The organism is Streptomyces sp. NBC_00425 (assembly GCF_036030735.1).
Taxonomy (GTDB): Bacteria; Actinomycetota; Actinomycetes; order Streptomycetales; family Streptomycetaceae; genus Streptomyces.
Genome location: NZ_CP107928.1, coordinates 3517127 through 3540405, shown reverse-complemented (window position 1 = coordinate 3540405; position 23279 = coordinate 3517127). Strand labels below are relative to the sequence as shown.

Sequence of the window (23279 nt, the reverse complement as noted above, 5' to 3'; positions counted from 1 at the left end):
GCCCCTCCAAGGAGGAACCCGCACATGCGTCCCGAGGCTCCGCCCGGAGCCATCCGTCAGCTGGCGGCCCTCGCCCTGCACGGCGACCTCAGCGGCTACGCACAGCAGATCCAACGTCTCGGTGGTTGCGAGCAGCCCGTACGGATGGAGGGTCACCGCCTAGACGTCCACGCCGCTACGGGCGAGATCGTCCGTGAGGTCGTCGACCGAGACCTTCCGGTCGGACAGCTCCTCATCCGCTGCAACAACCGTCGCGCCACCAGGTGCGCCGCGTGCGCCGAGGTCTACCGCAAGGACACGTTCCACCTGGTCACGGCCGGGCTGAGCGGCGGCAAGGGGATCGGCCCGGTCGTCGCAGGACACCCCCGCGTCTTCGCCACCTTCACCGCCCCGTCGTTCGGCCCGGTCCATAACCGTCCCTCCGCCGGCCGCTGCCGTTGTGGTCGTGTCCACGCGGAAGGGGACTCCATCCTCGGCACGCCCCTCGACCCGGAGCGCTACGACTACCGCGCGGCCGTCCTCTGGAACGCGCACGCCGGTGCCCTCTGGGCTCGGTTCACCACCTACCTGCGTCAGCAGCTCGCCTCCCGCGCGGGCATCGGCCGCTCCGCACTGCGCGACTGCCTCAAGGTGTCGTACGCCAAGGTCGCCGAGTACCAGCGGCGCGGTGCCGTCCACTTTCACGCCGTGATCCGGCTCGATGGTCCGGAAGGTGCCGAGGACACTCCGCCGGCCTGGGCGACGACAGAGCTCCTCAGCGATGCGATCCGCTCGGCAGGTCGTCTCGCCGAGGCGCCTGGTCCGATCCTCGACGGTCGCGCCTACACCTTCCGCTTCGGCAAAGAGCTCGACGTCCGGCCCATCCGTTCCGCCGACTTCACGGGCACTACCGACCTGAGCAGCCGAGCCGTCGCCTCCTACATCGCCAAGTACGCCACCAAGGGCGCGGAGAGCGCGACCGGCACCCTCGACCGCCCGATCCGCAACCCAGTCATCGACCTCATCGGCACCGACGTCACCGACCACGCCCGACGGATGATCCTCACCTGCTGGCACCTCGGCGCGCTCCCTGAGCTCGAAGACCTGCGCCTGCGCAAGTGGGCCCACATGCTCGGCTTCCGCGGCCACTTCTCGACCAAGTCCCGCGCGTACTCCGTCACCCTCGGCGCCCTCCGCCAGGAACGCGCCGACCACAACGAAGCACTCACCCGCGAACGCGCGGCCCTGGCCGGCCACCCCATGCCGGATCCGGACACCGTCCTTGTCCTCTCTCACTGGCGCTTCGCCGGTACCGGGCTGACCGCCGCCGAATCCTGGCTCGCCACCTCACGGCGACCCGACACCCCGGACACGGAAGGAGACTCGTCGTGGACCGCCGACGAGACGAACTGATGACTGTCCCGCAGATCCTCGCCGAGCTGGGCGGAGTCTCCCGCCGCACCTTCTACCGCTGGCGCGAGCTGGGACATGCTCCGGAGGCGATCAAGCTTCCAAACGGTGAACTCCGCTTCTGGCGCAGTGACTTCACCTCGTGGCTCCACGGGCTCGGGGAGGCGGCGTGAAGTCCCATGACGTGAAGGTGTGGAGCATCCGCAAGCGGCCGTACAAGACGCCGTCGTACGACGTGCGATGGAAGGTCGGCGACGTCCCGCCGTTCTCCGAGACCTTCCGGACCAAGGCGCTCGCCGACAACTTCCGCGCGAAGCTGCTCCGGGCTGCGCAAAAGGGCGAGGCATTCGACACGGAAACCGGTCTGCCGGACTCTATGGCGCCGGTCAAAGAGTCCCTCACCTGGTACGACTTCGCGCGGGCGTACGTCGCCATGAAATGGCCGCACGCCGCTCCGAACTCCCGCGACAGCCTGAACGAGACGATGACGCTCGTCACGACTCAGCTCCTGGGGGACCGGCCCAGTCGACCGGCAGATGATGTGTTGCGGCGCGCCCTGCGCGGCTGGGCCTTCGTCGTCCAGGCCGAGGACGAGGACGCTCTGCCGGTGGACATCGCCAACGCCCTCCGATGGGTGGCCAAAGCCTCGCTGCCCCTGGCGACGCTCAAGAATCCGGCGGACATCCGCTGCGTCCTCGACTCGCTCAAGCTCACCCTTTCCGGGGCTCCGGCGGCTGCCGAGACGGTGAGGCGCAAGCGGGCCGTCCTCTTCAACGCCCTGGCCTACGCGGTCGAGCTGGGGGAGCTCCCGGAGAACCCGGTCACGCTCGTGAAGTGGAAGCTGCCCAAGGTGACCAAGGAAGTAGACCGCCGAGTCGTGGTGAACCCCCGGCAGGCGGCCGAGCTCCTGGGGGCTGTCTCCTACGTCGGTGGCTACCGACGGGCCCGTGGTCGCCGCCTCGTCGCACTCTTTGCCTGCATGTACTTCGGTGGGCTGCGGCCGGCGGAAGCTGTGGCGCTGCGCCGTCCGGACTGCACGTTGCCGGACATCGGGTGGGGCTCGTTGATCCTGGAGAAGAGCCGTCCCACCGTCGGTAAGCGTTGGACCGGAACGGGGGAGGTGCACGACAACCGCGGCCTCAAGAACCGGCCCGCCAACGAGACCCGCATCGTTCCGATTCCACCCCGTCTCGTCCGCATGCTCCTCGCGCACATCGAAGAGTTCGGCACCGCCAAGGACGGCCGGCTGTTCGCCAACGAGCGCGGGGGAGTGGTCGCCTCGACCACCTATTGGCGCGTCTGGGACGAGGCCCGGCACCTGGCGCTCACGCCGGAACAGGTGGCCTCGCCGCTGGCCGCTCGACCGTACGACCTGCGGCACGCCGCGCTCTCATCCTGGCTCAACGCTGGCGTCGACCCGACCGAGGTTGCCGAGCGCGCCGGCAACAGCGTCGAAGTGCTCCTGAGCCGCTACGCGAAGTGCCTCGACGGCCGCCAAGACGTCGCCAACCGCCGGATCGCCGAACTCCTCGGCGAGGACCACGACCGGGAGAACGAGCCCCGCGACGAGCCCTGATCCTGACCCACCCGCGACACACACGCCTGCGGCATGATGGCCCCTGGACTATGGTCCGGGGGCTTCGTCGCTTCTAGGGATGACCTGCGGATTCCTGCCCTGCGGCCAGTCCACGCATAGTCCACAGCACCCGACATACGGCCGCTCCGAGCGGCACACGCCTGCACATACGCCAAGACCCCGTCCTCAGCGAAAGCGCTGGTGGCGGGGTCTTTGGGCACCTCGTACAAGGTGCCCCCGGCAGGATTCGAACCTGCGCACACGGCTCCGGAGGCCGTTGCTCTATCCCCTGAGCTACGGGGGCGTGTCGGGCCGGAGTTGTTTGCTCGCGGCGACGGGTAGAACACTACCAGCTCCCTCGGGGTGTTCATGAACGTGTTTCTGCGGGCCGGAGCGGCGTCCGTGGGGGGTGGAAGTGGGGAAAACCCGGACGCGGTGGCCGGTCCGGACCTACTCTCGAGGTGTGCCAGGCGCGTCGGGCCGGGTGCTTGTTGTCGACGACAACAAGGTCATCCGGCAGCTGATCAGGGTCAATCTCGAGCTGGAGGGCATCGAGGTCGTGACCGCGTCCGATGGTGTCGAGTGTCTGGAAGTCGTCCATCAGGTGCGACCCGATCTCGTGACCCTCGATGTCGCCATGCCCCGGCTCGACGGGCTGCGGACCGCCGCTCGGCTGCGTACCGATCCACGCACACGTGATCTTCCGCTCGCCATCATCAGTGCGTGTACGCAGTACGAGGTGGAGGCCGGGCTGGAGGTCGGAGTCGACGCCTTCCTCGCCAAGCCCTTCGATCCCGCCGAACTCGTCTCGCTCATTCGGACCTTGATGGATAGGGAGAGCGACGCGGGGGAGGGTGTGGGGGCCGGGACGGGTGGCGGGTCCGGCGCGGGGCCCATGACCGAGTAGAGCTGTTTCGTCGGCTGCACGGGTGTGGCTGCACGGGTGTGGCCGAGCGTCCGGCTGTGCGTCTCGCTGTGTCCGCGGCGGCTGCTGTTCCGGGCTTGGCGCTCCCGCTTCTCCATTCCCTCGTCTCCCCCTTGCGCCCTCGTCCCCGCTTCCCCGTCCCTCGTCCGCGCCTCCGTTTCTCTTCTGTGTCGGCGTCCACATCGCGGACCTCTCGCAAACCTGCTCGCCTACCCACCCCCCTCCTCCCCTACGCTTGTCCCGTGACCCCCGTCGAGCTCTCCCGTACCGTGCTGCGCGCGGTGCGTCGTGCCGTGGAGGCCGGGGAGCTCAGCGTCGCCGTTCCTGCGCGTGCCGTGGTCGCGCCGCCGGGGCCCGGTGGGCGTGGGGACTACGCCACGAACATCGCCCTGCAGCTCGCCCGGCCGGCCGGGCAGCCCCCGCTCCGTGTCGCCGAGGTGCTCCGGTCGTACCTGGCCGCGTCCGAGGGGGTCGCCGGCGTCGAGATCACCGGGCCGGGGTTCCTCAACCTCAGCCTCGACGGTTTTGCCGCCGCGGTCCTCGTCCGGCGTGTCCTCGGTGAGGGGCCGCGGTACGGGCACGGCGACAGGCTCGCCGGGCAGGTCTTCGCGGTGCGGGTGCCGTACGAGGTGCGTGCGGAGGTCGTCGCCGACGCGCTCGCGCGGATCGTCGCGGCGCAGGGCGGCCGCGTCGACATCAGTCACGACGGGCCCGTCACCCTGCGGCCCGCGCCCGCCCCCGAGGACCCCGCCCCGCTCGGTCTCGACGCCGCACGCTGGGCCCTGCTCCATCCGGCCCCGCACGACCGGCCCCGGGTGACCGCGGATCATCTCGTCCAGCGGGAGAGCAATCCTCTCTTCCGGGTCCGTTACGCCCACGCCCGCACCCGGGCCGTGCGCCGCAACGCCGCCGATCTCGGGTTCGGGCCGTGGTCCGGTTCCGGCAGCCCGCTCGACGGCGCCACGGACGCCGTCACGGAATCCGTCACGGATGTCGTCGCCGCCGACTTCGGCCTTCAGGTGCCGTCCGAAGCCCACGAACTGCTTCCCCTTCTCGCGGACTACCCCCGCATCCTGGCCACGGCAGTGACCGACGTCCCGCAGCCGGGCACCCCCGGTCTCGACCCCGGCGCTCCCTCCCGTCTCGCCCGACACCTTCTGGCGCTGGCCGACGTGACCCTCGTCCTGCTTCCCGTCGTCCTTCCCCGTGGTGAGGAGAAACCCTCGGCCGCCCACCGTGCCCGGCTCGCGCTTGCCGAAGCCGCCGGGGCGGTGCTGGCCGGCGGCCTGTCCCTGCTCGGTATCGACGCACCCGATCACCTCTGAGAGAGCACGCCCAGATGAGCCGTTCCGCCCACCCCGCCGGGCCCCGTCACGCCGACGTACTGACCGAGGGCCACTACTCCGCGCCGCCCGCCGATCTGAACACCCTCGACGGCAAGGTCTGGGCGCAGACCGTCACACGGAACGCCGACGGTGTGCTGACCGTCGGCGGCGTCGACGTCGTCAGCCTCGCCGAGCAGCACGGCACCCCGGCCTACATCCTCGACGAGGCGGACTTCCGCGGCCGGGCGCGCGCCTGGCGCACCGCGTTCGGCAGCGACGCCGACGTCTTCTACGCCGGCAAGGCGTTCCTGTCCCGGGCCGTCGTGCGGTGGCTGCACGAGGAGGGGCTCAACCTCGACGTCTGCTCCGGCGGCGAGCTGGCCACCGCCCTGTCGGCCGGCATGCCGGCGGATCGCATCGCCTTCCACGGCAACAACAAGTCGACGGAGGAGATCCGCCGGGCCGTCGAGTCCGGGGTCGGGCGCATCGTCCTGGACTCCTTCCAGGAGATCGTGCGGGTCGCGCACATCGCGCAGTCCCTCGGCAGGCGTCAGCGGGTGCAGATCCGCATCACCGTCGGCGTCGAGGCCCACACGCACGAGTTCATCGCCACCGCCCACGAGGACCAGAAGTTCGGGATCCCGCTCGCCGGCGGGCAGGCGGCCGAGGCGGTGCGGCGCGCCCTTCAGCTCGACGGGCTCGAGCTGATCGGAATCCACTCGCACATCGGGTCGCAGATCTTCGACATGTCGGGGTTCGAGGTCGCCGCCCACCGGGTGGTGGGGCTGCTCAAGGTGATCCGGGACGAACACGGCGTCGAGCTTCCCGAGATCGACCTCGGCGGCGGTCTCGGCATCGCGTACACCAGCGACGACGACCCCCGCGAGCCGCACGAGATCGCCAAGGCCCTGACCGAGATCGTCACCCGCGAGTGCGAGGCCGCACGGCTGCGCACGCCGCGTATCTCCGTCGAGCCGGGCCGTGCGATCGTCGGACCGACCGCCTTCACCCTGTACGAGGTGGGCACCGTCAAGCCGCTCGACGGGCTGCGGACGTACGTCTCCGTCGACGGCGGCATGTCCGACAACATCCGCACGGCGCTGTACGACGCCGAGTACAGCGTCGCGCTCGTCTCGCGTGCCAGCGACGCCGAGCCGATGCTGGCACGCGTGGTCGGCAAGCACTGCGAGAGCGGGGACATCGTGGTGAAGGACGCGTTCCTGCCGTCGGACCTGGCACCCGGTGACCTCATCGCCGTCCCCGCGACGGGGGCGTACTGCCGTTCCATGGCCAGCAACTACAACCACGTGCCGAGGCCGCCGGTGGTCGTCGTGCACGAGGGGGAGTCGCGGGTCGTCGTGCGCAGGGAGACCGAGGAGGACCTGCTGCGGCTCGACGTGGGCTGAGCGACGGAGAACAGTGCGGCGGAGAAGAACGGGCGGAAGATCTCCTGTCTGCCGCCGCTGGGAAAATGAAATACATGTCTCACGATCCGGACCAGGGATAGAAACCCCGGTCCGGTGAGTGAGACTGAACCAACCGGAAACTGCCGTAGACGGTATTCAGGAAACGAGGTCGGATGATGCGTACGCGTCCGCTGAAGGTGGCGCTGCTGGGCTGTGGAGTGGTCGGCTCAGAGGTGGCGCGCATCATGACGACGCACGCCGACGACCTCGCCGCGCGGATCGGCGCTCCCGTGGAGCTCGCCGGTGTCGCCGTGCGGCGGCCGTCCCGGGTCCGGGAAGGCATCGACCCCGCCCTCGTCACCACCGACGCCACCGCCCTCGTCAAACGCGGGGACATCGACGTCGTCGTCGAGGTCATCGGCGGCATCGAGCCCGCGCGCACGCTCATCACCGCCGCCTTCGAGCACGGCGCCTCCGTCGTCTCCGCCAACAAGGCGCTGCTCGCCCAGGACGGCGCCGCGCTGCACGCCGCCGCCGACGAGCACGGCAAGGACCTGTACTACGAGGCCGCCGTCGCCGGCGCCATCCCGCTGATCCGGCCGCTGCGCGAGTCCCTCGCCGGCGACAAGGTGAACCGGGTGCTCGGCATCGTCAACGGCACCACCAACTTCATCCTCGACAAGATGGACTCCACCGGCGCCGGCTACCAGGAGGCCCTCGACGAGGCCACCGCCCTGGGGTACGCCGAGGCCGACCCGACCGCCGACGTCGAGGCCTTCGACGCGGCCGCCAAGGCCGCCATCCTCGCCGGGATCGCCTTCCACACGCGCGTGCGCCTCGACGACGTCTACCGCGAGGGCATGACCGAGGTGACGTCGGCCGACTTCGCCTCCGCCCGGCAGATGGGCTGCACCATCAAGCTGCTCGCCATCTGCGAGCGGGCGGCCGACGGGGGGTCCGTGACCGCGCGGGTGCACCCCGCCATGATTCCGCTGAGCCATCCGCTCGCCTCGGTGCGCGGCGCCTACAACGCCGTGTTCGTCGAGTCGGACGCGGCCGGCCAGCTCATGTTCTACGGCCCCGGCGCCGGCGGTGCACCCACCGCCTCCGCCGTGCTCGGCGACCTCGTCGCCGTCTGCCGCAACCGGCTCAGCGGGGCGACGGGGCCCGGCGAGTCGGCGTATGCCGCCCTGCCGGTGTCGCCGATGGGCGATGTCGTCACCCGGTATCACATCAGTCTCGACGTCGCGGACAAGCCTGGCGTTCTCGCCCAGGTCGCCACCGTCTTCGCCGAGCACGGAGTCTCCATCGACACCGTGCGGCAGCAGGGCCGACTGGACGGAAGCGGCGAGGCCTCCCTCGTCGTCGTCACCCATCGCGCGTCCGACGCCTCCCTCACCGGGACCGTCGAGGCGCTGCGCAAGCTCGACACCGTGCGGGGTGTCGCCAGCATCATGCGGGTTGAAGGAGAGTAACCAATGACCCACCAGTGGCGCGGAATCATCGAGGAGTACCGGGACCGGCTGCCGGTATCCGACAGCACGCCGGTCGTGACGCTCCGTGAGGGCGGCACGCCGCTCGTGCCCGCGCAGGTGCTCTCCGAGCGCACGGGCTGCGAGGTCCACCTCAAGGTGGAGGGCGCCAACCCGACCGGGTCCTTCAAGGACCGCGGTATGACGATGGCGATCACGCGGGCCAAGGAGGAGGGCGCGCAGGCGGTCATCTGCGCCTCGACGGGCAACACCTCCGCCTCCGCGGCCGCCTACGCCGTCCGTGCGGGCATGGTCTCGGCCGTGCTCGTGCCGCGCGGCAAGATCGCGCTCGGCAAGATGGGCCAGGCCCTCGTCCACGGCGCGAAGATCCTCCAGGTCGACGGCAACTTCGACGACTGCCTCACCCTCGCCCGCGCGCTGAGCGACAACTACCCGGTGGCGCTGGTCAATTCGGTCAACCCGGTGCGCATCGAGGGACAGAAGACGGCCGCCTTCGAGATCGTCGACATGCTCGGCGACGCCCCCGACATCCACGTCCTGCCGGTCGGCAACGCGGGCAACATCACCGCGTACTGGAAGGGGTACCAGGAGTACGCCGCCGACAAGATCGCCGCCAAGACCCCCCGGATGTGGGGGTTCCAGGCGTCCGGCAGCGCTCCGATCGTGCGCGGCGAGATCGTCAAGGACCCGTCGACCATCGCCACCGCGATCCGTATCGGCAACCCCGCCTCCTGGAAGTTCGCGCTGGCGGCCGAGGAGGAGTCGGGCGGCCGCATCGACGAGGTGACGGACCGTGAGATCCTGCGCGCCTACCGGCTGTTGGCGGCTCAGGAGGGCGTCTTCGTGGAGCCCGCGTCCGCCGCGTCGGTGGCCGGTCTGCTGAAGGCCGCCGAGCAGGGTCTCGTCGACCCCGGTCAGCGCATCGTCTGCACCGTCACCGGCAACGGCCTCAAGGACCCAGACTGGGCCGTCGCCGGCGCCCCGCAGCCCGTCACCGTCCCGGTCGACGCGGTCACGGCGGCCGAGCGCCTCGGACTCGCGTAGCGGAACCCGTCCACCACGGACCGGCGGACGGCCCACGAGCGCCCGCCGGTCGACGGCGGACCGCGGCGGGGGCCCGGGCGGGCGACGGCGCTCGACGGCACTCGACAGCGGTCGACGGCGGTCGAGGCGGACGAGCCCACCCGGGAACACCGGCGCTCCGGAGCCGGAGCCGCAACAGCGGCTTCACCGGAACACGGGCCTCCACCGGAACACTCGATTCCATCGGGAACACCCGGTTCCACCGGACGGCCCACCGGAGACGTCAGCCGGACCTTCCGCCGGACCTTCCGCCGGACGACCCGCCGGACGACCCGCCGGACGGCCGCCGGCGACACCCAACCGGCGGTGACCCGGCGGAGGGCTCGACGGAAGGCGCGGCGGCGGCCTGACGTGAGTCGACGCGACCCTCGCCGGGGACTTCCCCACCGGGGGTGCACAGGGGGCTTACGACACGCATCGTGCGCCTCCTGTGCGCCCTATGTCGCCGCAGAACCTTCCTTCGATAGGCTGTACTGAACCCGCCCGCCGCATATGCCGCGGTGCCGCGTCGCCTTAGCGGCGGCAGGGTCCTCATGTACGTAGCGCATCTCATTCGACAGCCCCGCAGCTCAAGGAGAGTCATCGCAAGATGGCCGGTCCCGCCTTCCGTGCCGCCCCCGTGCGTGTGCGCGTTCCCGCCACCAGCGCCAACCTCGGCCCGGGTTTCGACGCCTTCGGCCTCGCGCTGGGGCTCTACGACGACGTCGTCGTCCGGGTGGCCGACTCCGGGCTGCACATCGACATCGCGGGTGAGGGCAGCGAGACGCTGCCGCGCGACGAGACGCACCTGCTCGTCCGTTCCCTGCGCACCGCGTTCGACGTCCTCGGCGGTCAGCCGCGCGGACTGGAGATCGTCTGCGCCAACCGCATCCCGCACGGCCGGGGCCTCGGCTCCTCCTCCGCTGCGATCTGCGCCGGCATCGTCGCCGCGCGCGCGGTGACGATAGGCGGTGAGAGCAGGCTCGACGACGCCGCCCTGCTCGAGCTCGCGACCGAGATCGAGGGCCACCCGGACAACGTGGCGGCCTGTCTGCTCGGCGGTTTCACCCTGTCCTGGATGGAGGCCGGCGCCGCGCGGGCGATCAGGACGGAGCCCGCCGATTCCATCGTTCCGGTGGTTTTCGTGCCCGGAAAGCCGGTCCTCACCGAGACCGCGCGCGGTCTGCTCCCGCGCTCCGTCCCGCACGTCGACGCGGCGGCCAACGCCGGCCGGGCCGCGCTGCTCGTCGAGGCTCTCACCCGGCGCCCCGAACTGCTGCTGCCCGCCACCGAGGACCGTCTGCACCAGGAGTACCGCGCGCCGGCCATGCCGGAGAGCGCGGCGCTGGTGGAGCGGCTGCGCGCCGACGGGATCCCGGCCGTCATCTCCGGCGCCGGACCCACCGTGATGGCGCTGGCCGACGCGGGCACCGCCGACAAGATCGAGTCCTCGGCCGGCGCGGACTGGGCCGCAAACCGCCTGGCCATGGACCTGCAGGGGGCGTGCGTGCTGCCTCTTGCGCCCTCCGGCGACATTTAAAAAGCGCTCGGTTGCCGGATTTCGAGAGGGGGAATGTTTGTTGGATCCGGTAGTGTTAACCTCAAGTCTGCACCCGACCCCACCACGGCGAGGTGCTTCGTGTCCCCCTTCGGGACAGACATTCTTCCGGGAGCTCCCCAAGCCGCACTGCGTTCCGTACGTCGTACCTGGGCAGTACGCCGTGCAACGACGCTGAACGGCCCGCAGGTGGGGGTCCCCCCTCTGGGGGAGCTCCGGAATCGGTGCTACCACGCCACGTGACACTGGGTGTCACGACACGTCGGGGAAGCGCCATCACCAGCAAATTCTCTTCCGCCGCATAAGGCGGACCACCGCCCCGGCTTCGCCACAGCAAGGACCGAAGTCGGACAGCACAAACGGTCGCCGAGCCAGACAGGCCGACGTCCGCTCCAGGGAAGGACCCTTCGTGAGCGACACCACCGATCTGATGGGCGCACGTGTCGAGGAGACCGCTGCCGCGCCCGCCACGGACGCCTCCGCGCCTGCCACCGGTGCAGGCTCCCGGCGACGCCGCGGTACCGGCCTCGAGGGCATGGTGCTGGCCGAGCTGCAGCAGGTCGCATCCGGCCTCGGCATCAAGGGCACCGCGCGGATGCGCAAGAGCCAGCTGATCGAGGTCATCAAGGAGGCGCAGGCGGGCGGCGGCGCCCCGGCCAAGGCCGAGGACCCGGCCGCCGAGGCCAAGCCCAAGCGCCGCGCCACCTCCAAGGCCCGCACGGGAGAGGCCGCCGACAAGAAGGCGGACGCCGCCCCGGCCGAGGCCGCCGCCGAGAAGGCCGTGGCCCAGCAGCAGATCGAGATTCCCGGCCAGCCGGCCGGCGCCGACGCGCCGACCGAGCGCCGTCGCCGTCGTGCCACCGCCGACGCGGGCAGCCCGGAGACGGTCGCCGCCGAGGCGAAGAGCGCCCCGAAGGCCGAGACGCCCGCGCCGGCGCAGACCGACGCCCAGGCCCAGCCGCAGGGCGACGCCAAGAGCGACGCCGACGGCGGCGAGGGCCGTCGCCGCGACCGCCGCGAGCGCGGCCGTGACCGTGGTGAGCGCGGGGACCGCGGCGAGCGTGGAGACCGCGGCGACCGCCGCAAGGGCGACGACCAGCAGGGCGGCCAGCAGCAGCGCGGCGGCCAGCAGGGTCAGCAGCAGGGCGGCGGCCGTCAGGGTCAGCAGCAGCGCGACAACGGCCCGCAGGACGACGACGAGTTCGGCGACGGCCGGCGTGGCCGTCGCGGCCGTTACCGCGACCGCCGTGGCCGCCGCGGGCGCGACGAGATCGGCGCCCCCGAGCCGCAGCTCGCCGACGACGACGTCCTGATCCCCGTCGCGGGCATCCTGGACATCCTGGACAACTACGCGTTCATCCGGACCTCCGGCTACCTGCCGGGCCCGAACGACGTGTACGTCTCGCTCGCCCAGGTCCGCAAGAACGGTCTGCGCAAGGGCGACCACGTCACCGGCGCCGTCCGTCAGCCGAAGGACGGGGAGCGCCGCGAGAAGTTCAACGCGTTGGTCCGCCTGGACTCGCAGAACGGCATGGCGCCCGAATCCGGGCGCGGACGCCCCGAGTTCAACAAGCTGACGCCGCTCTACCCGCAGGACCGGCTCCGTCTGGAGACCGACCCGGGCGTCCTGACGACCCGCATCATCGACCTCGTCGCGCCGATCGGCAAGGGTCAGCGCGGTCTGATCGTGGCCCCGCCGAAGACCGGCAAGACCATGATCATGCAGGCGATCGCCAACGCGATCACGCACAACAACCCCGAGTGCCACCTGATGGTCGTCCTGGTCGACGAGCGTCCGGAAGAGGTCACCGACATGCAGCGGTCGGTCAAGGGCGAGGTCATCTCCTCGACCTTCGACCGTCCGGCCGAGGACCACACCACGGTCGCCGAGCTCGCCATCGAGCGCGCCAAGCGTCTGGTGGAGCTGGGCCACGACGTCGTCGTGCTGCTCGACTCGATCACGCGTCTGGGCCGTGCGTACAACCTCGCCGCCCCGGCCTCCGGCCGCATCCTGTCCGGTGGTGTCGACTCGACGGCCCTGTACCCGCCGAAGCGCTTCTTCGGTGCGGCCCGCAACATCGAGGACGGCGGCTCGCTGACCATCCTCGCCACCGCGCTGGTGGACACCGGGTCCCGCATGGACGAGGTGATCTTCGAGGAGTTCAAGGGCACCGGCAACGCCGAGCTCAAGCTCGACCGCAAGCTCGCCGACAAGCGCATCTTCCCGGCGGTGGACGTGGACGCGTCCGGCACCCGCAAGGAAGAGATCCTGCTCGGCGCCGAGGAGCTCGCGGTCACCTGGAAGCTGCGCCGGGTGCTGCACGCGCTCGACCAGCAGCAGGCGATCGAGCTGCTCCTCGACAAGATGAAGCAGACGAAGTCGAACGGCGAGTTCCTGATGCAGATCCAGAAGACGACGCCGTCGCCGGGCAACAACAACGACTGACGTCGTAGCCCGCAGCCATCGGATCAGGGCCGCCCCCGCACGCGGGGGCGGCCCTGATCCGCGTTTCACGGGCGGGATACGATCTCGCTCTTCCACCATCCTGATCCCTGAGGGGGGACTCGCGTGGGTACACCCATGTCCGGGGGCGGCGGCCGGCACAGACGCCGGATACGGATCGCTCTGCCCGTCGCGGCGGCCGGCCTGGCGGCGGCCGTCGCCGGCACGCTGTTCCTGTCGTCCGCCCAGGCCGCCGAGACGCCTCCGGCGCCCGCCCCGGCCGCGACGAAGTCGGCCAAGGAACTGCGGAAGCTGATCGACGTCGCGGTCAGCGGCGACGAGACGCCGGGGCAGGCCGCGAAGACCTCCCTCAGCGGGAGCACGAGCGTCGGCGCCACCAAGGTCGACCCGAAGATCATCGGCGGTACGACGACGACCGTCACCCGCGCACCCTGGATGGCGCAGCTCTGGTACGGCGACGACCGGGGCACCAGCACCACCACCGACGACGTCGGCTTCTTCTGCGGCGGCTCGGTCGTCTCGCCGACGAAGATCCTCACCGCCGCGCACTGCGTCAAGGGCTACAACTGGCAGGCCCACGGCTACGTCGTCACGGGCAGCGCGCAGCTGATGTCCGACGACGGCAGCCTGCACGGCGGGACCGGCACCTACGTCCGCCGGCAGTGGAACCACCCGTCCTACAGCGCCACGACCATCGACAACGACATCGCCGTGCTGACCCTGGAGACCCCGGTCAGGGCCACGCCGGTCAAGCTGACGACGAGCACGGACACCGCCTCGTACGCGAGCGGCACGAAGGCCACGCTGTACGGATGGGGCCGGACCAGCTCCACCACGCAGGACCTCTCCGAGACGCTGAAGACGGCCGTGCTGCCGATGCGGTCGGACGCCACCTGCTCGGACCAATACGGCGCCGACTACCGCGCCGGCCACATGGTGTGCGCGGGCACGCCCGCCACCGGAACCGACGCGGGCACCACCACCGCCTGCAACGGCGACTCCGGCGGGCCGCTGATCGTGCGCAACGCGGCCGGGCAGGACCGGATCGTGGGCGTCGTCTCCTGGGGCGTCACCGACTGCGTTGCGAGCGGCGCGTACAGCGTCTTCAGCAAGGTCTCCGCGTACGTCGGCAGCGCCTACCCGCGCGTCGACGACACCAACCTCAGCGGTGACCATCTGGCCGACCTGTGGGTGCGCAGCTCGTCCACCAAGACCGGGTACGAGATGGACTCCAAGGGCGCCTCGCTGGGCGCCCGCGAGTCCTGGGGCAGCTGGAGCAGCTACAACCTGGTCCTCCAGACCGACCTGGACCGCGACGGCGTCCAGGACCTCGTCCTGCGGCGCGCCTCCGACGGTGACGTGTTCTGGCGGCACTACGTGCCCTCCAGCGGCACCTGGGCGACCAAGCTGATCGCCGACAACTGGAAGACCCGCACCCAGATCGTCGCTCCCGGCGATGTCACCGGCGACTACCTTCCCGACCTGGTCTCCGTCGACTCGGCCGGCGTCCTGTGGGTCTACCCGGGCAACGGCGGCGGCTCCTTCGCCGCGCGCGTCAAGAACGGCACGGGCTGGAACCAGTACGACGTCCTGCGCGGCCACGGCGACTTCACCGCCGACGGCAGGGCGGACCTGATCGCCCGCAACAAGAGCACCGGCGCGGTCTACCTCTACAGGGGCAACGGCACGGCCGCGTCCGCCTTCGCGGCCCGTGTCAAGGTCGCCACCTGGAGCAGCGCGACGTACAACGCCGTCGCAGCCGTCGGGGACGTCAGCGGCGACGGCGTGGCCGACCTGCTGGCCCGTACGCCCGCCGGAGCGCTCTATCTCTACAAGGGCACCGGAAAAGCCACGAGTGCGATCTTTGCCACAAGGGCCTCACTCGGGACGACTTTCAAGCAGTACGACATCTTCGGCTGAAACCCCGCGAAATCGCAGGTGAGAGCCGGGTGCGGCCCTCACCTGCGAACACGCTCCGTGATTGCTCCGCCGCGTTATGTGCACGGAGCGTCGTGTAACCCTGTCCCGAGTTTCCCCGTCTGACCTGACGGAGTGACGATGGTGAGGTTCCACGAGAACAGAGGAGCACATGTCTGCCGAGAGCACGCCGGAGCCCGGCACACCGGGTGAGGCCGGCACGACGAGCGGGGCAGCCGACCGCAGCGGTCCGGGCGGCCAGGACGGTCGGCGCGGTCCGCGCCACCGAAAGCAGCGCGGCGACAGACGCAAGGGCCTGCTGATCGCCGCGTGGAGCGCCGCGGGCGTCCTGGTGCTGGGCGGCACCGGCGCGGGATACCTGTACTTCAAGCTCAACGGCAACATCAAGAGCGTCGACATCGACCACGCGCTGGGCACGTCGCGGCCCACCAAGGTCGACAACGGCTCGGAGAACATCCTCGTGCTGGGCTCGGACACCCGATCCGGCGCGAACAAGAAGCTCGGCGGCGGCGCGGACGACGGCAGCGCCCGTTCCGACACGGCGATGGTCGTGCACGTCTACGAGGGCCACAAGAGGGCCAGCGTGGTCTCCATACCGCGCGACACCCTCATCGACCGGCCCGCCTGCACGGATCCGAAGGGCGTCACGCACGACGCCGCGTCCGACGTCATGTTCAACTCGGCGTACTCGACGGGCGGCGCGGCCTGCGCGGTCAAGACGGTCGAGGCGATGAGCGGCATCCGTATGGACCACTATCTGGAAGTGGACTTCGCCGGTTTCGAGAAGCTCGTCGACGAGCTCGGCGGCGTCGAGGTCACCACGACCAAGGCGATCGACGACCCCGACAGCCATCTGAAGCTCGACGCGGGCACCCACACGCTCACCGGCGGCCAGGCGCTCGGCCTGGTCCGCACCCGGCACGGCGTGGGCGACGGCTCCGACCTCGGCCGCATCCAGCTCCAGCAGGCCTTCATCAAGGCCCTGGTCGACCAGGTCAAGCACATCGGTCTCTTCCACAGCGGCACCAAGCTGTACGCCCTCGCCGACACCGCCACCAAGGCCGTCACCACCGACTCCGACCTCGGGTCGCTGAACTCCCTGATGTCCTTCGCGGGCGGCCTCAAGGGCATCAGCGCGACCAACATGACCATGGTGACGATGCCGGTCCGGTACGACCCGTCCAACCTCAACCGCGTCCTCGTCTCCGAGGCGAAGGCCGAGCAGGTGTGGACGGCGCTGAAGAACGACCGGCCCGTCCCGAAGGCGGCCACCGAGGGCAACGCCAGCGGCGAGGCCGCCGGGGTCGTGACCTCGTCGTAGCGGCGCGGGTCCGACCGCTCCCGGCGCCGCGGACCCCCCTGGGAATAGATCGCCCCGCCCCCCGGTTTTGGGGGATGCGGCCAGTGCTGGCAGACTGGTACGTCGGCTCCGGTTCACGTTTGCCGTATCCCGCGGCAGCGACCCGGCGCCCTCCCGAAACTAGGAGACACCTTGAAGCGCGACATCCACCCCGAGTACGTCGAGACGCAGGTCAGCTGCACCTGTGGCGCGTCGTTCACCACCCGCAGCACGATCGGAAGCGGTTCCATCCGCGCCGACGTCTGCTCCGAGTGCCACCCGTTCTACACGGGCAAGCAGAAGATCCTCGACACCGGTGGCCGTGTGGCCCGCTTCGAGGCCCGCTTCGGCAAGGCCGCCGCCGGCTCCAAGAAGTAGCGAGCCCCTCTTCGCCGGTCCACGGCAGTGCCCCCGCCCGGGGCACGCCGGGACCGGCGTTTTTGGTCGCCCGCCCTTCCCCCACGTACGTCATTCAGGAGCCCACCATGTTCGAGGCCGTCGAGGAGTTGCTCGGAGAGCACGCCGACCTGGAGAAGAAGCTCGCCGACCCGTCGGTGCACGCCGACCAGGCCAACGCGCGCAAGCTCAACAAGCGCTACGCCGAGCTCACCCCCATCGTCGGCACGTACCGCTCCTGGAAGCAGACCGGCGACGACGTCGAGACCGCGCGCGAGTTCGCCGCCTCCGACCCGGACTTCGCCGCCGAGGTCAAGGAGCTGGAGAAGCAGCGCGAGGAGCTGACGGAGAAGCTGCGGCTGCTGCTCGTGCCCCGTGACCCGTCCGACGACAAGGACGTCATCCTCGAGATCAAGGCGGGCGCGGGCGGCGACGAGTCGGCCCTGTTCGCCGGCGACCTGCTGCGGATGTACCTGCGCTACGCCGAGCGGGTGGGCTGGAAGACCGAGATCATCGACGCGACCGAGTCCGAGCTGGGCGGCTACAAGGACGTCCAGGTCGCGGTGAAGACCAAGGGCGGGCAGGGCGCGACGGAACCCGGGCAGGGCGTCTGGGCGCGGCTGAAGTACGAGGGCGGAGTGCACCGCGTGCAGCGGGTGCCCGCGACCGAGTCGCAGGGCCGGATCCACACCTCCGCCGCCGGCGTCCTGGTGACGCCCGAGGCCGAGGAGGTCGACGTCGAGATCAACGCGAACGACCTCCGCATCGACGTGTACCGGTCCTCCGGTCCCGGCGGCCAGTCCGTCAACACCACCGACTCCGCCGTGCGCATCACCCACGTTCCCACCGGAGTCGTCGCCTCCTGCCAGAACGAGAAGAGCCAGCTGCAGAACAAGGAGCAGGCGATGCGTATCCTGCGCTCCAGGCTGCTGGCGGCGGCGCAGGAGGAGGCGGAGCGGGAGGCCGCCGACGCCCGCCGCAGTCAGGTCCGCACGGTCGACCGCTCCGAGAAGATCCGCACGTACAACTTCCCGGAGAACCGCCTCTCGGACCACCGGGTCGGCTTCAAGGCGTACAACCTGGACCAGGTCCTGGACGGCGACCTGGACGCGGTGATCCAGGCCTGCGTCGACGCGGACTCGGCCGCCAAGCTCGCGGCCGCGTAGGCGTTGTAGGACGGACGCACGACGAGTACGACACGGAGGACTTGCGTGCAGCAATCATTTGGGGGACGCCCCCCGAGCCCTCGCAGTCTGCTGCTCGCTGAGGTAGCTCAGGCCACCCAGCGGCTGGCCGACGCCGGCGTGCCCTCGCCGCGCAACGACGCGGAGGAGCTCGCGGCGTTCGTGCACGGCGTCAAGCGCGGTGAACTCCACTCCGTGAAGGATCCCGACTTCGACGCCCGGTACTGGGAGGTCATCGCCCGGCGCGAGCAGCGCGAGCCGCTCCAGCACATCACCGGCCGGGCCTTCTTCCGGTACCTGGAGCTCCAGGTCGGCCCCGGGGTCTTCGTGCCGCGTCCCGAGACCGAGTCGGTCGTCGGCTGGGCCATAGACGCCGTACGCGCCATGGACGTCGTCGAGCCCCGGATCGTCGATCTGTGCACCGGCAGCGGCGCCATCGCGCTCGCCCTCGCGCAGGAGGTCCCGCGCTCCCGGGTGCACGCCGTGGAGCTGTCCGAGGACGCCCTGGTGTGGACCCGCAAGAACATGGAGGGCTCCAGGGTCGACCTGCGCCAGGGCAACGCCCTGGACGCCTTCCGCGACCTCGACGGCCAGGTCGACCTCGTCGTCTCCAACCCGCCGTACATCCCGCTCACCGAGTGGGAGTACGTCGCCCCGGAGGCCCGTGACTACGACCCCGAACTCGCCCTGTTCTCCGGCGAGGACGGCCTCGACCTGATCCGCGGCATCGAGCGCACCGCGCACCGGCTGCTGCGTCCCGGCGGCGTCGTCGTCATCGAGCACGCCGACACCCAGGGCGGCCAGGTGCCGTGGATCTTCACCGAGGAGCGGGGCTGGGCCGACGCGGCCGACCACCCCGACCTCAACAACCGTCCGCGCTTCGCCACCGCCCGCAGGGCGACGCCGTGAGCGCCCCCCGCACTCCCGACCCGCAGCAGGACGTGTACGCGTCCGCATTCGTGTATTTCGTGTATTCCGTGTACGAGGAGGCTCGCTAGATGGCTCGGCGATACGACACCAACGACGCGACCGACCGTGTGACCGGTCTGCGCGAGGCCGCGTCCGCCGTCCGCCGTGGCGAGCTCGTGGTCCTCCCGACCGACACGGTGTACGGGATCGGCGCCGACGCGTTCTCCTCGGAGGCCGTCGCCGACCTGCTGGACGCCAAGGGCCGGGGCCGCAACATGCCCACCCCCGTCCTCATCGGCTCCCCGAACACGCTGCACGGCCTCGTCACGGACTTCTCCGAGCTGGCCTGGGAACTGGTCGACGCGTTCTGGCCGGGCGCGCTGACGCTCGTCGCCAAGCACCAGCCGTCCCTGCAGTGGGACCTGGGCGACACCCGCGGCACGGTCGCCGTGCGCATGCCGTTGCACCCGGTCGCCATCGAGCTGCTGACGGAGGTCGGCCCGATGGCGGTCTCCTCCGCCAACCTCACCGGCCACCCGGCGCCGGAGAACTGCGACTACGCGCAGGAGATGCTCGGCGACTCCGTCTCCGTCTACCTCGACGGCGGTCCGACCCCCGGCAACGTGCCGTCCTCGATCGTCGACGTCAGCCGTGAGGTGCCGCTGCTCCTGCGGGCGGGCGCGATCTCCGCGGACGAGCTGCGGAAGGTCGTACCCGACCTCGAGGTGGCGAATTGACAGCCCCTGACGCGGGGCGTGGCATAGGCAACGGGGAACGTGCCGCGGAGCAGACGACGACGTTCGGATATCCGCGCGACACCTTCCGCATCCTCCACGTCAGCACCGGCAACGTCTGCCGCTCGCCGATCACCGAGCGGCTGACCCGGCATTTCGTGTCGCAGCGGCTCGGCCTGCTGGGCGGCGGGCTGATCGTGGAGAGCGCGGGCACCTGGGGCCACGAGGGCGCGCCCATGGAGGCCAACGCGGAGACCGTGCTGGCCGAGTTCGGCGCGGACGCGTCCGGGTTCACCGGCCGGGAGCTCCTCGACGAGCACGTCATCATGGCCGACCTGGTCCTGACGGCGACCCGCGACCACCGGGCCCAGGTCATCTCCATGGGCCACTCGGCGGGGCTGCGCACCTTCACCCTGAAGGAGTTCACCCGCCTGGTCAACGCCATCGACCCGGCCACCCTCCCGCCGCTGGACGAGGGCGTGGTGATGCGCGCACGGGCGCTGGTCCGCGCGGCGGCGGCGCTACGCGGGTGGCTTCTGGCCCCGACCCTGGAGGCCGACGAGGTCTACGACCCGTACGGGGCGCCCCTGCCGTTCTTCCGCTCCATCGGCGACGAGATACACCAGGCCCTGGACCCGGTGGTCACGGCCCTGACGGGGGTGCCGACGCGAGCCTGACGGCGCGGGCGCGGGGCGTGGCGGCCGGTGCGGGCCTACATTGGACGTACGTCACCGTCGACGCCCGGAGCGCACCATGTCGGTCACCCATGCCCCCGAGACCGATGTCCTGCGCCGGCAGGACCCCGAGCTGGCCGGGATCCTCCTTGGGGAACGGGAGCGGCAGGCGTCGACGCTGCAGCTGATCGCCGCCGAGAACTTCACCTCGCCCGCCGTGCTCGCCGCCCTCGGCTCGCAACTCGCCAACAAGTACGCGGAAGGCTATCCGGGCGCCCGCCACCACGGCGGCTGCGAGATCGTCGACGTCGCCGAGCGCCTCGCCGTGGACCGCGCCAAGGCGCTGTTCGGCGCCGAACACGCCAACGTGCAGGCGCACTCGGGCTCCTCGGCGGTGCTGGCCGCCTACGCGGCCCTGCTGCGGCCCGGCGACACCGTGCTGGCCCTCGGGCTGCCCTTCGGCGGCCATCTCACCCACGGTTCGCCGGCGAACTTCTCCGGACGCTGGTTCGACTTCGTCCCCTACGGGGTGGACCCGGAGAGCGGGCTCATCGACCACGAGCAGGTGCGCACCCTGGCCCGGGCCCACCGGCCCAAGGCGATCGTGTGCGGGTCCATCGCCTACCCGCGCCACCTCGACCACGCGTTCTTCCGTGAGGTGGCCGACGAGGTCGGCGCGTTCCTGATCGCCGACGCCGCTCACCCCATCGGCCTGGTCGCCGGGGGAGCGGCGCCCTCCCCGGTGCCGTACGCCGACATCGTCTGCGCCACCACGCACAAGGTGCTGCGCGGGCCGCGCGGCGGGATGATCCTGTGCGGCAGGGACCTCGCCGAGCGCGTGGACCGGGCCGTCTTCCCGTTCACGCAGGGCGGTGCGCAGATGCACACCGTCGCCGCGAAGGCGGTCGCGTTCGGGGAGGCGGCGACGCCGGCGTTCGCCGCGTACGCCCATCAGGTGGTCGCCAATGCGAGGGTTCTCGCGGCCGCGCTGCAGCGGGAGGGGCTGGTCGTGACGACCGGCGGCACGGACACGCATCTCATCACCGCCGACACCGCGCCCCTCGGGGTCGACGGACGCGCCGCACGGGGCCTGCTGGCGGCCGCCGGCATCGTCCTGGACTGCTGCGCCCTGCCGCACGGCAACGCCCGTGGCCTGCGCCTGGGCACCGCGGCGGTGACCACGCAGGGCATGGGGGAGGCGCAGATGACGCGGATCGCGGCGCTGCTGGCCGGGGTGCTGCGGGAGGTGACCGACGCCCGGACGGCCCGCGAGGACGTGCGCGAACTGACCCTGGCGTTCCCGCCCTATCCGGCCTGAACCGGGGTAGACGCGCCCTGTGCGCCCCCGGTGCGCACCCCGGGTACGCCACAGTGCACAGCCTCACGTGAAACCATCGTCACTACCCGGAAGTCCTCACACATATGCGTGGTGGCGCAGTCGATCGCTAGGGTGTGGGACTGAGATGGCCGGCGAGACATGTGGGGAAGCCCGTGCGTGAATACCTGCTGACGCTCTGCATCACGGCCGCGGTGACGTATCTGCTGACAGGGCCGGTACGGAAGTTCGCGATCGTGGCCGGAGCGATGCCGGAGATCAGGGCCCGTGACGTGCACCGGGAACCCACTCCGCGGCTCGGCGGGATCGCGATGTTCTTCGGTCTGTGCGCCGGCCTGCTGGTCGCGGACCATCTCACCAACCTCAACGAGGTCTTCGAGAAGTCGAACGAGCCGCGCGCCCTGTTGTCCGGAGCCGCGCTGATCTGGCTGATCGGCGTGCTGGACGACAAGTTCGAGATCGACGCCCTGATCAAGCTGGGCGGCCAGATGATCGCCGCGGGCGTGATGGTCATGCAGGGTCTGACGATCCTGTGGCTGCCGGTGCCGTGGGTCGGCACGGTCGCCCTGACCCAGTGGCAGGGCACGCTGCTGACGGTGGCGCTGGTCGTCATCACCATCAACGCCGTCAACTTCGTGGACGGGCTCGACGGACTCGCCGCGGGCATGGTGTGCATCGCCGCGGCCGCGTTCTTCATGTACACGTACCGCATCTGGTACTCGTACGGCATCGAGGCGGCCGCCCCGGCGACGCTCTTCGCGGCGATCCTGATGGGCATGTGCCTGGGCTTCCTGCCGCACAACATGCACCCCGCGCGGATCTTCATGGGCGACTCGGGCTCGATGCTGATCGGGCTGGTGCTGGCCGCGGGAGCCATCTCCGTCACGGGAAACGTCGACCCGGACAACCTGTTCAGCGTCAGCGGGTCCGAGCGCAGCACCGTCCACCAGATGGTGCCGGTGTACATCCCGCTGGTGATGCCGTTGACGATCATCGCGATCCCGGCCGCCGACCTCATCCTGGCGATCGTGCGGCGCACCTGGCGCGGCCAGTCGCCGTTCGCCGCGGACCGGGGGCATCTGCACCACCGGCTCCTGGAGATCGGTCACTCGCACAGTCGCGCGGTGCTGATCATGTACTTCTGGTCGGCGCTGATCGCGTTCGGCGCGCTCGCCTACTCGGTCAACTCGGCGTCCATGTGGATCGTCCTCGGCGTCGTGTTCCTCAGCGCGATCGGGCTGGGGCTGCTTCTGCTGCCGCGGTTCACGCCGCGCGCCCCGCGCTGGGCCGAGGCGTTCGTCCCGCCGCGCTACCGGCGCCGCCGGCGCTCCGCGGCCGTCCAGCAGCAGCCGGCGGCCTCCGCCGAGCCGTCCGGGGCGGACCTGGAGCCGGCTGCGGCCCGTGCGCAGGAGACGCAGCAGGCGCCCGTCACGGTCGGGGCGACGGGGGCCAACGGGGCCACCGCGATCGGTGGGCGGCGCAGCTCCAAGGTAAGAATCTGACGAGAGCATTGCCAAGTCGTGGGAGAGTTCGGGGAGGGCAAAGCTCCCAATACCAGACAAGCCACCCCG

Annotated in this window: 19 protein-coding genes and 1 tRNA gene; 19 read left to right on the top strand and 1 reads right to left on the bottom strand. The window is 70.8% G+C overall.

Going from position 1 to position 23279, the window contains the following annotated elements:
* The first annotated feature begins 24 nt into the window (after window positions 1-24).
* Genes OHS82_RS14825 through OHS82_RS14815 form a run of 3 tightly spaced genes read left to right on the top strand, consistent with a single transcriptional unit; the run spans window position 25 to window position 2965 of the window.
* Complete coding sequence (locus tag OHS82_RS14825; protein WP_328433987.1) at window positions 25-1392, top strand: replication initiator; 1368 nt, start codon at window positions 25-27, stop codon at window positions 1390-1392.
* Window positions 1392-1562, top strand: a complete 171-nt coding sequence (locus tag OHS82_RS14820; protein ID WP_328436064.1) for a helix-turn-helix transcriptional regulator — start codon at window positions 1392-1394, stop codon at window positions 1560-1562. Before OHS82_RS14825 ends, OHS82_RS14820 begins: the two co-directional genes overlap by 1 nt.
* Entirely contained in the window at window positions 1559-2965 is a 1407-nt protein-coding gene (locus OHS82_RS14815) for a tyrosine-type recombinase/integrase (RefSeq protein ID WP_328433986.1), read from the top strand. Before OHS82_RS14820 ends, OHS82_RS14815 begins: the two co-directional genes overlap by 4 nt.
* A 232-nt stretch (window positions 2966-3197) precedes the next feature.
* Here OHS82_RS14815 and OHS82_RS14810 read toward each other — a convergent pair.
* Window positions 3198-3269 (bottom strand) — tRNA-Arg (locus OHS82_RS14810).
* Window positions 3270-3380: 111 nt separating this feature from the next.
* Here OHS82_RS14810 and OHS82_RS14805 point away from each other — a divergent pair.
* From OHS82_RS14805 to OHS82_RS14730, 16 genes are all read left to right on the top strand, one after another.
* The gene (locus OHS82_RS14805) at window positions 3381-3872 is read left to right on the top strand and encodes a response regulator (protein ID WP_079041662.1); all 492 of its coding nucleotides are present in this window, start codon (window positions 3381-3383) and stop codon (window positions 3870-3872) included.
* A gap of 260 nt (window positions 3873-4132) precedes the next feature.
* Window positions 4133-5215: an ArgS-related anticodon-binding protein NrtL gene (nrtL, locus tag OHS82_RS14800; RefSeq protein ID WP_057584084.1), complete on the top strand. Its 1083-nt coding sequence runs from the start codon at window positions 4133-4135 to the stop codon at window positions 5213-5215.
* Window positions 5216-5229: 14 nt separating this feature from the next.
* Window positions 5230-6621, top strand: coding sequence for a diaminopimelate decarboxylase (gene lysA / locus OHS82_RS14795; RefSeq protein ID WP_057584080.1), 1392 nt, complete (start codon window positions 5230-5232; stop codon window positions 6619-6621).
* A gap of 176 nt (window positions 6622-6797) precedes the next feature.
* On the top strand, window positions 6798-8096 hold the full coding sequence (locus OHS82_RS14790) for a homoserine dehydrogenase (RefSeq protein ID WP_057584722.1): 1299 nt from the start codon (window positions 6798-6800) through the stop codon (window positions 8094-8096).
* 3 nt (window positions 8097-8099) lie between these two features.
* Complete coding sequence (gene thrC / locus OHS82_RS14785) at window positions 8100-9158, top strand: threonine synthase (protein ID WP_057584078.1); 1059 nt, start codon at window positions 8100-8102, stop codon at window positions 9156-9158.
* 628 nt (window positions 9159-9786) lie between these two features.
* Window positions 9787-10716: a homoserine kinase gene (gene thrB / locus OHS82_RS14780; RefSeq protein WP_057584076.1), complete on the top strand. Its 930-nt coding sequence runs from the start codon at window positions 9787-9789 to the stop codon at window positions 10714-10716.
* Between the two features lie 427 nt (window positions 10717-11143).
* Window positions 11144-13180, top strand: a complete 2037-nt coding sequence (rho, locus tag OHS82_RS14775; protein WP_057584074.1) for a transcription termination factor Rho — start codon at window positions 11144-11146, stop codon at window positions 13178-13180.
* Window positions 13181-13315: 135 nt separating this feature from the next.
* Entirely contained in the window at window positions 13316-15118 is a 1803-nt protein-coding gene (locus OHS82_RS14770; protein WP_328436063.1) for a trypsin-like serine protease, read from the top strand.
* Window positions 15119-15287: 169 nt separating this feature from the next.
* Window positions 15288-16457 carry an LCP family protein gene (locus OHS82_RS14765; protein WP_328433985.1) on the top strand — a complete coding sequence of 390 codons (1170 nt, stop codon included), beginning with the start codon at window positions 15288-15290 and terminating at the stop codon, window positions 16455-16457.
* Window positions 16458-16628: 171 nt separating this feature from the next.
* On the top strand, window positions 16629-16853 hold the full coding sequence (gene rpmE / locus OHS82_RS14760; protein WP_057584064.1) for a 50S ribosomal protein L31: 225 nt from the start codon (window positions 16629-16631) through the stop codon (window positions 16851-16853).
* Between the two features lie 107 nt (window positions 16854-16960).
* Window positions 16961-18037 (top strand): peptide chain release factor 1, encoded by a 1077-nt coding sequence (prfA, locus tag OHS82_RS14755; protein WP_057584061.1) that lies wholly within the window; start codon window positions 16961-16963, stop codon window positions 18035-18037.
* 87 nt (window positions 18038-18124) lie between these two features.
* Window positions 18125-18964 carry a peptide chain release factor N(5)-glutamine methyltransferase gene (prmC, locus tag OHS82_RS14750; RefSeq protein WP_057584721.1) on the top strand — a complete coding sequence of 280 codons (840 nt, stop codon included), beginning with the start codon at window positions 18125-18127 and terminating at the stop codon, window positions 18962-18964.
* An 89-nt stretch (window positions 18965-19053) separates the two neighbouring features.
* A complete protein-coding gene (locus tag OHS82_RS14745; protein ID WP_057584058.1) occupies window positions 19054-19701 on the top strand; it encodes an L-threonylcarbamoyladenylate synthase in 648 nt (215 codons plus the stop codon).
* Window positions 19698-20375, top strand: coding sequence for an arsenate reductase/protein-tyrosine-phosphatase family protein (locus OHS82_RS14740; RefSeq protein ID WP_057584057.1), 678 nt, complete (start codon window positions 19698-19700; stop codon window positions 20373-20375). The genes OHS82_RS14745 and OHS82_RS14740 overlap by 4 nt, the downstream gene beginning before the upstream one ends.
* 76 nt (window positions 20376-20451) lie before the next feature.
* The gene (gene glyA / locus OHS82_RS14735; RefSeq protein ID WP_328433984.1) at window positions 20452-21690 is read left to right on the top strand and encodes a serine hydroxymethyltransferase; all 1239 of its coding nucleotides are present in this window, start codon (window positions 20452-20454) and stop codon (window positions 21688-21690) included.
* Window positions 21691-21863: 173 nt separating this feature from the next.
* Window positions 21864-23210, top strand: a complete 1347-nt coding sequence (locus OHS82_RS14730) for an MraY family glycosyltransferase (protein ID WP_328433983.1) — start codon at window positions 21864-21866, stop codon at window positions 23208-23210.
* Window positions 23211-23279 lie beyond the last annotated feature (69 nt).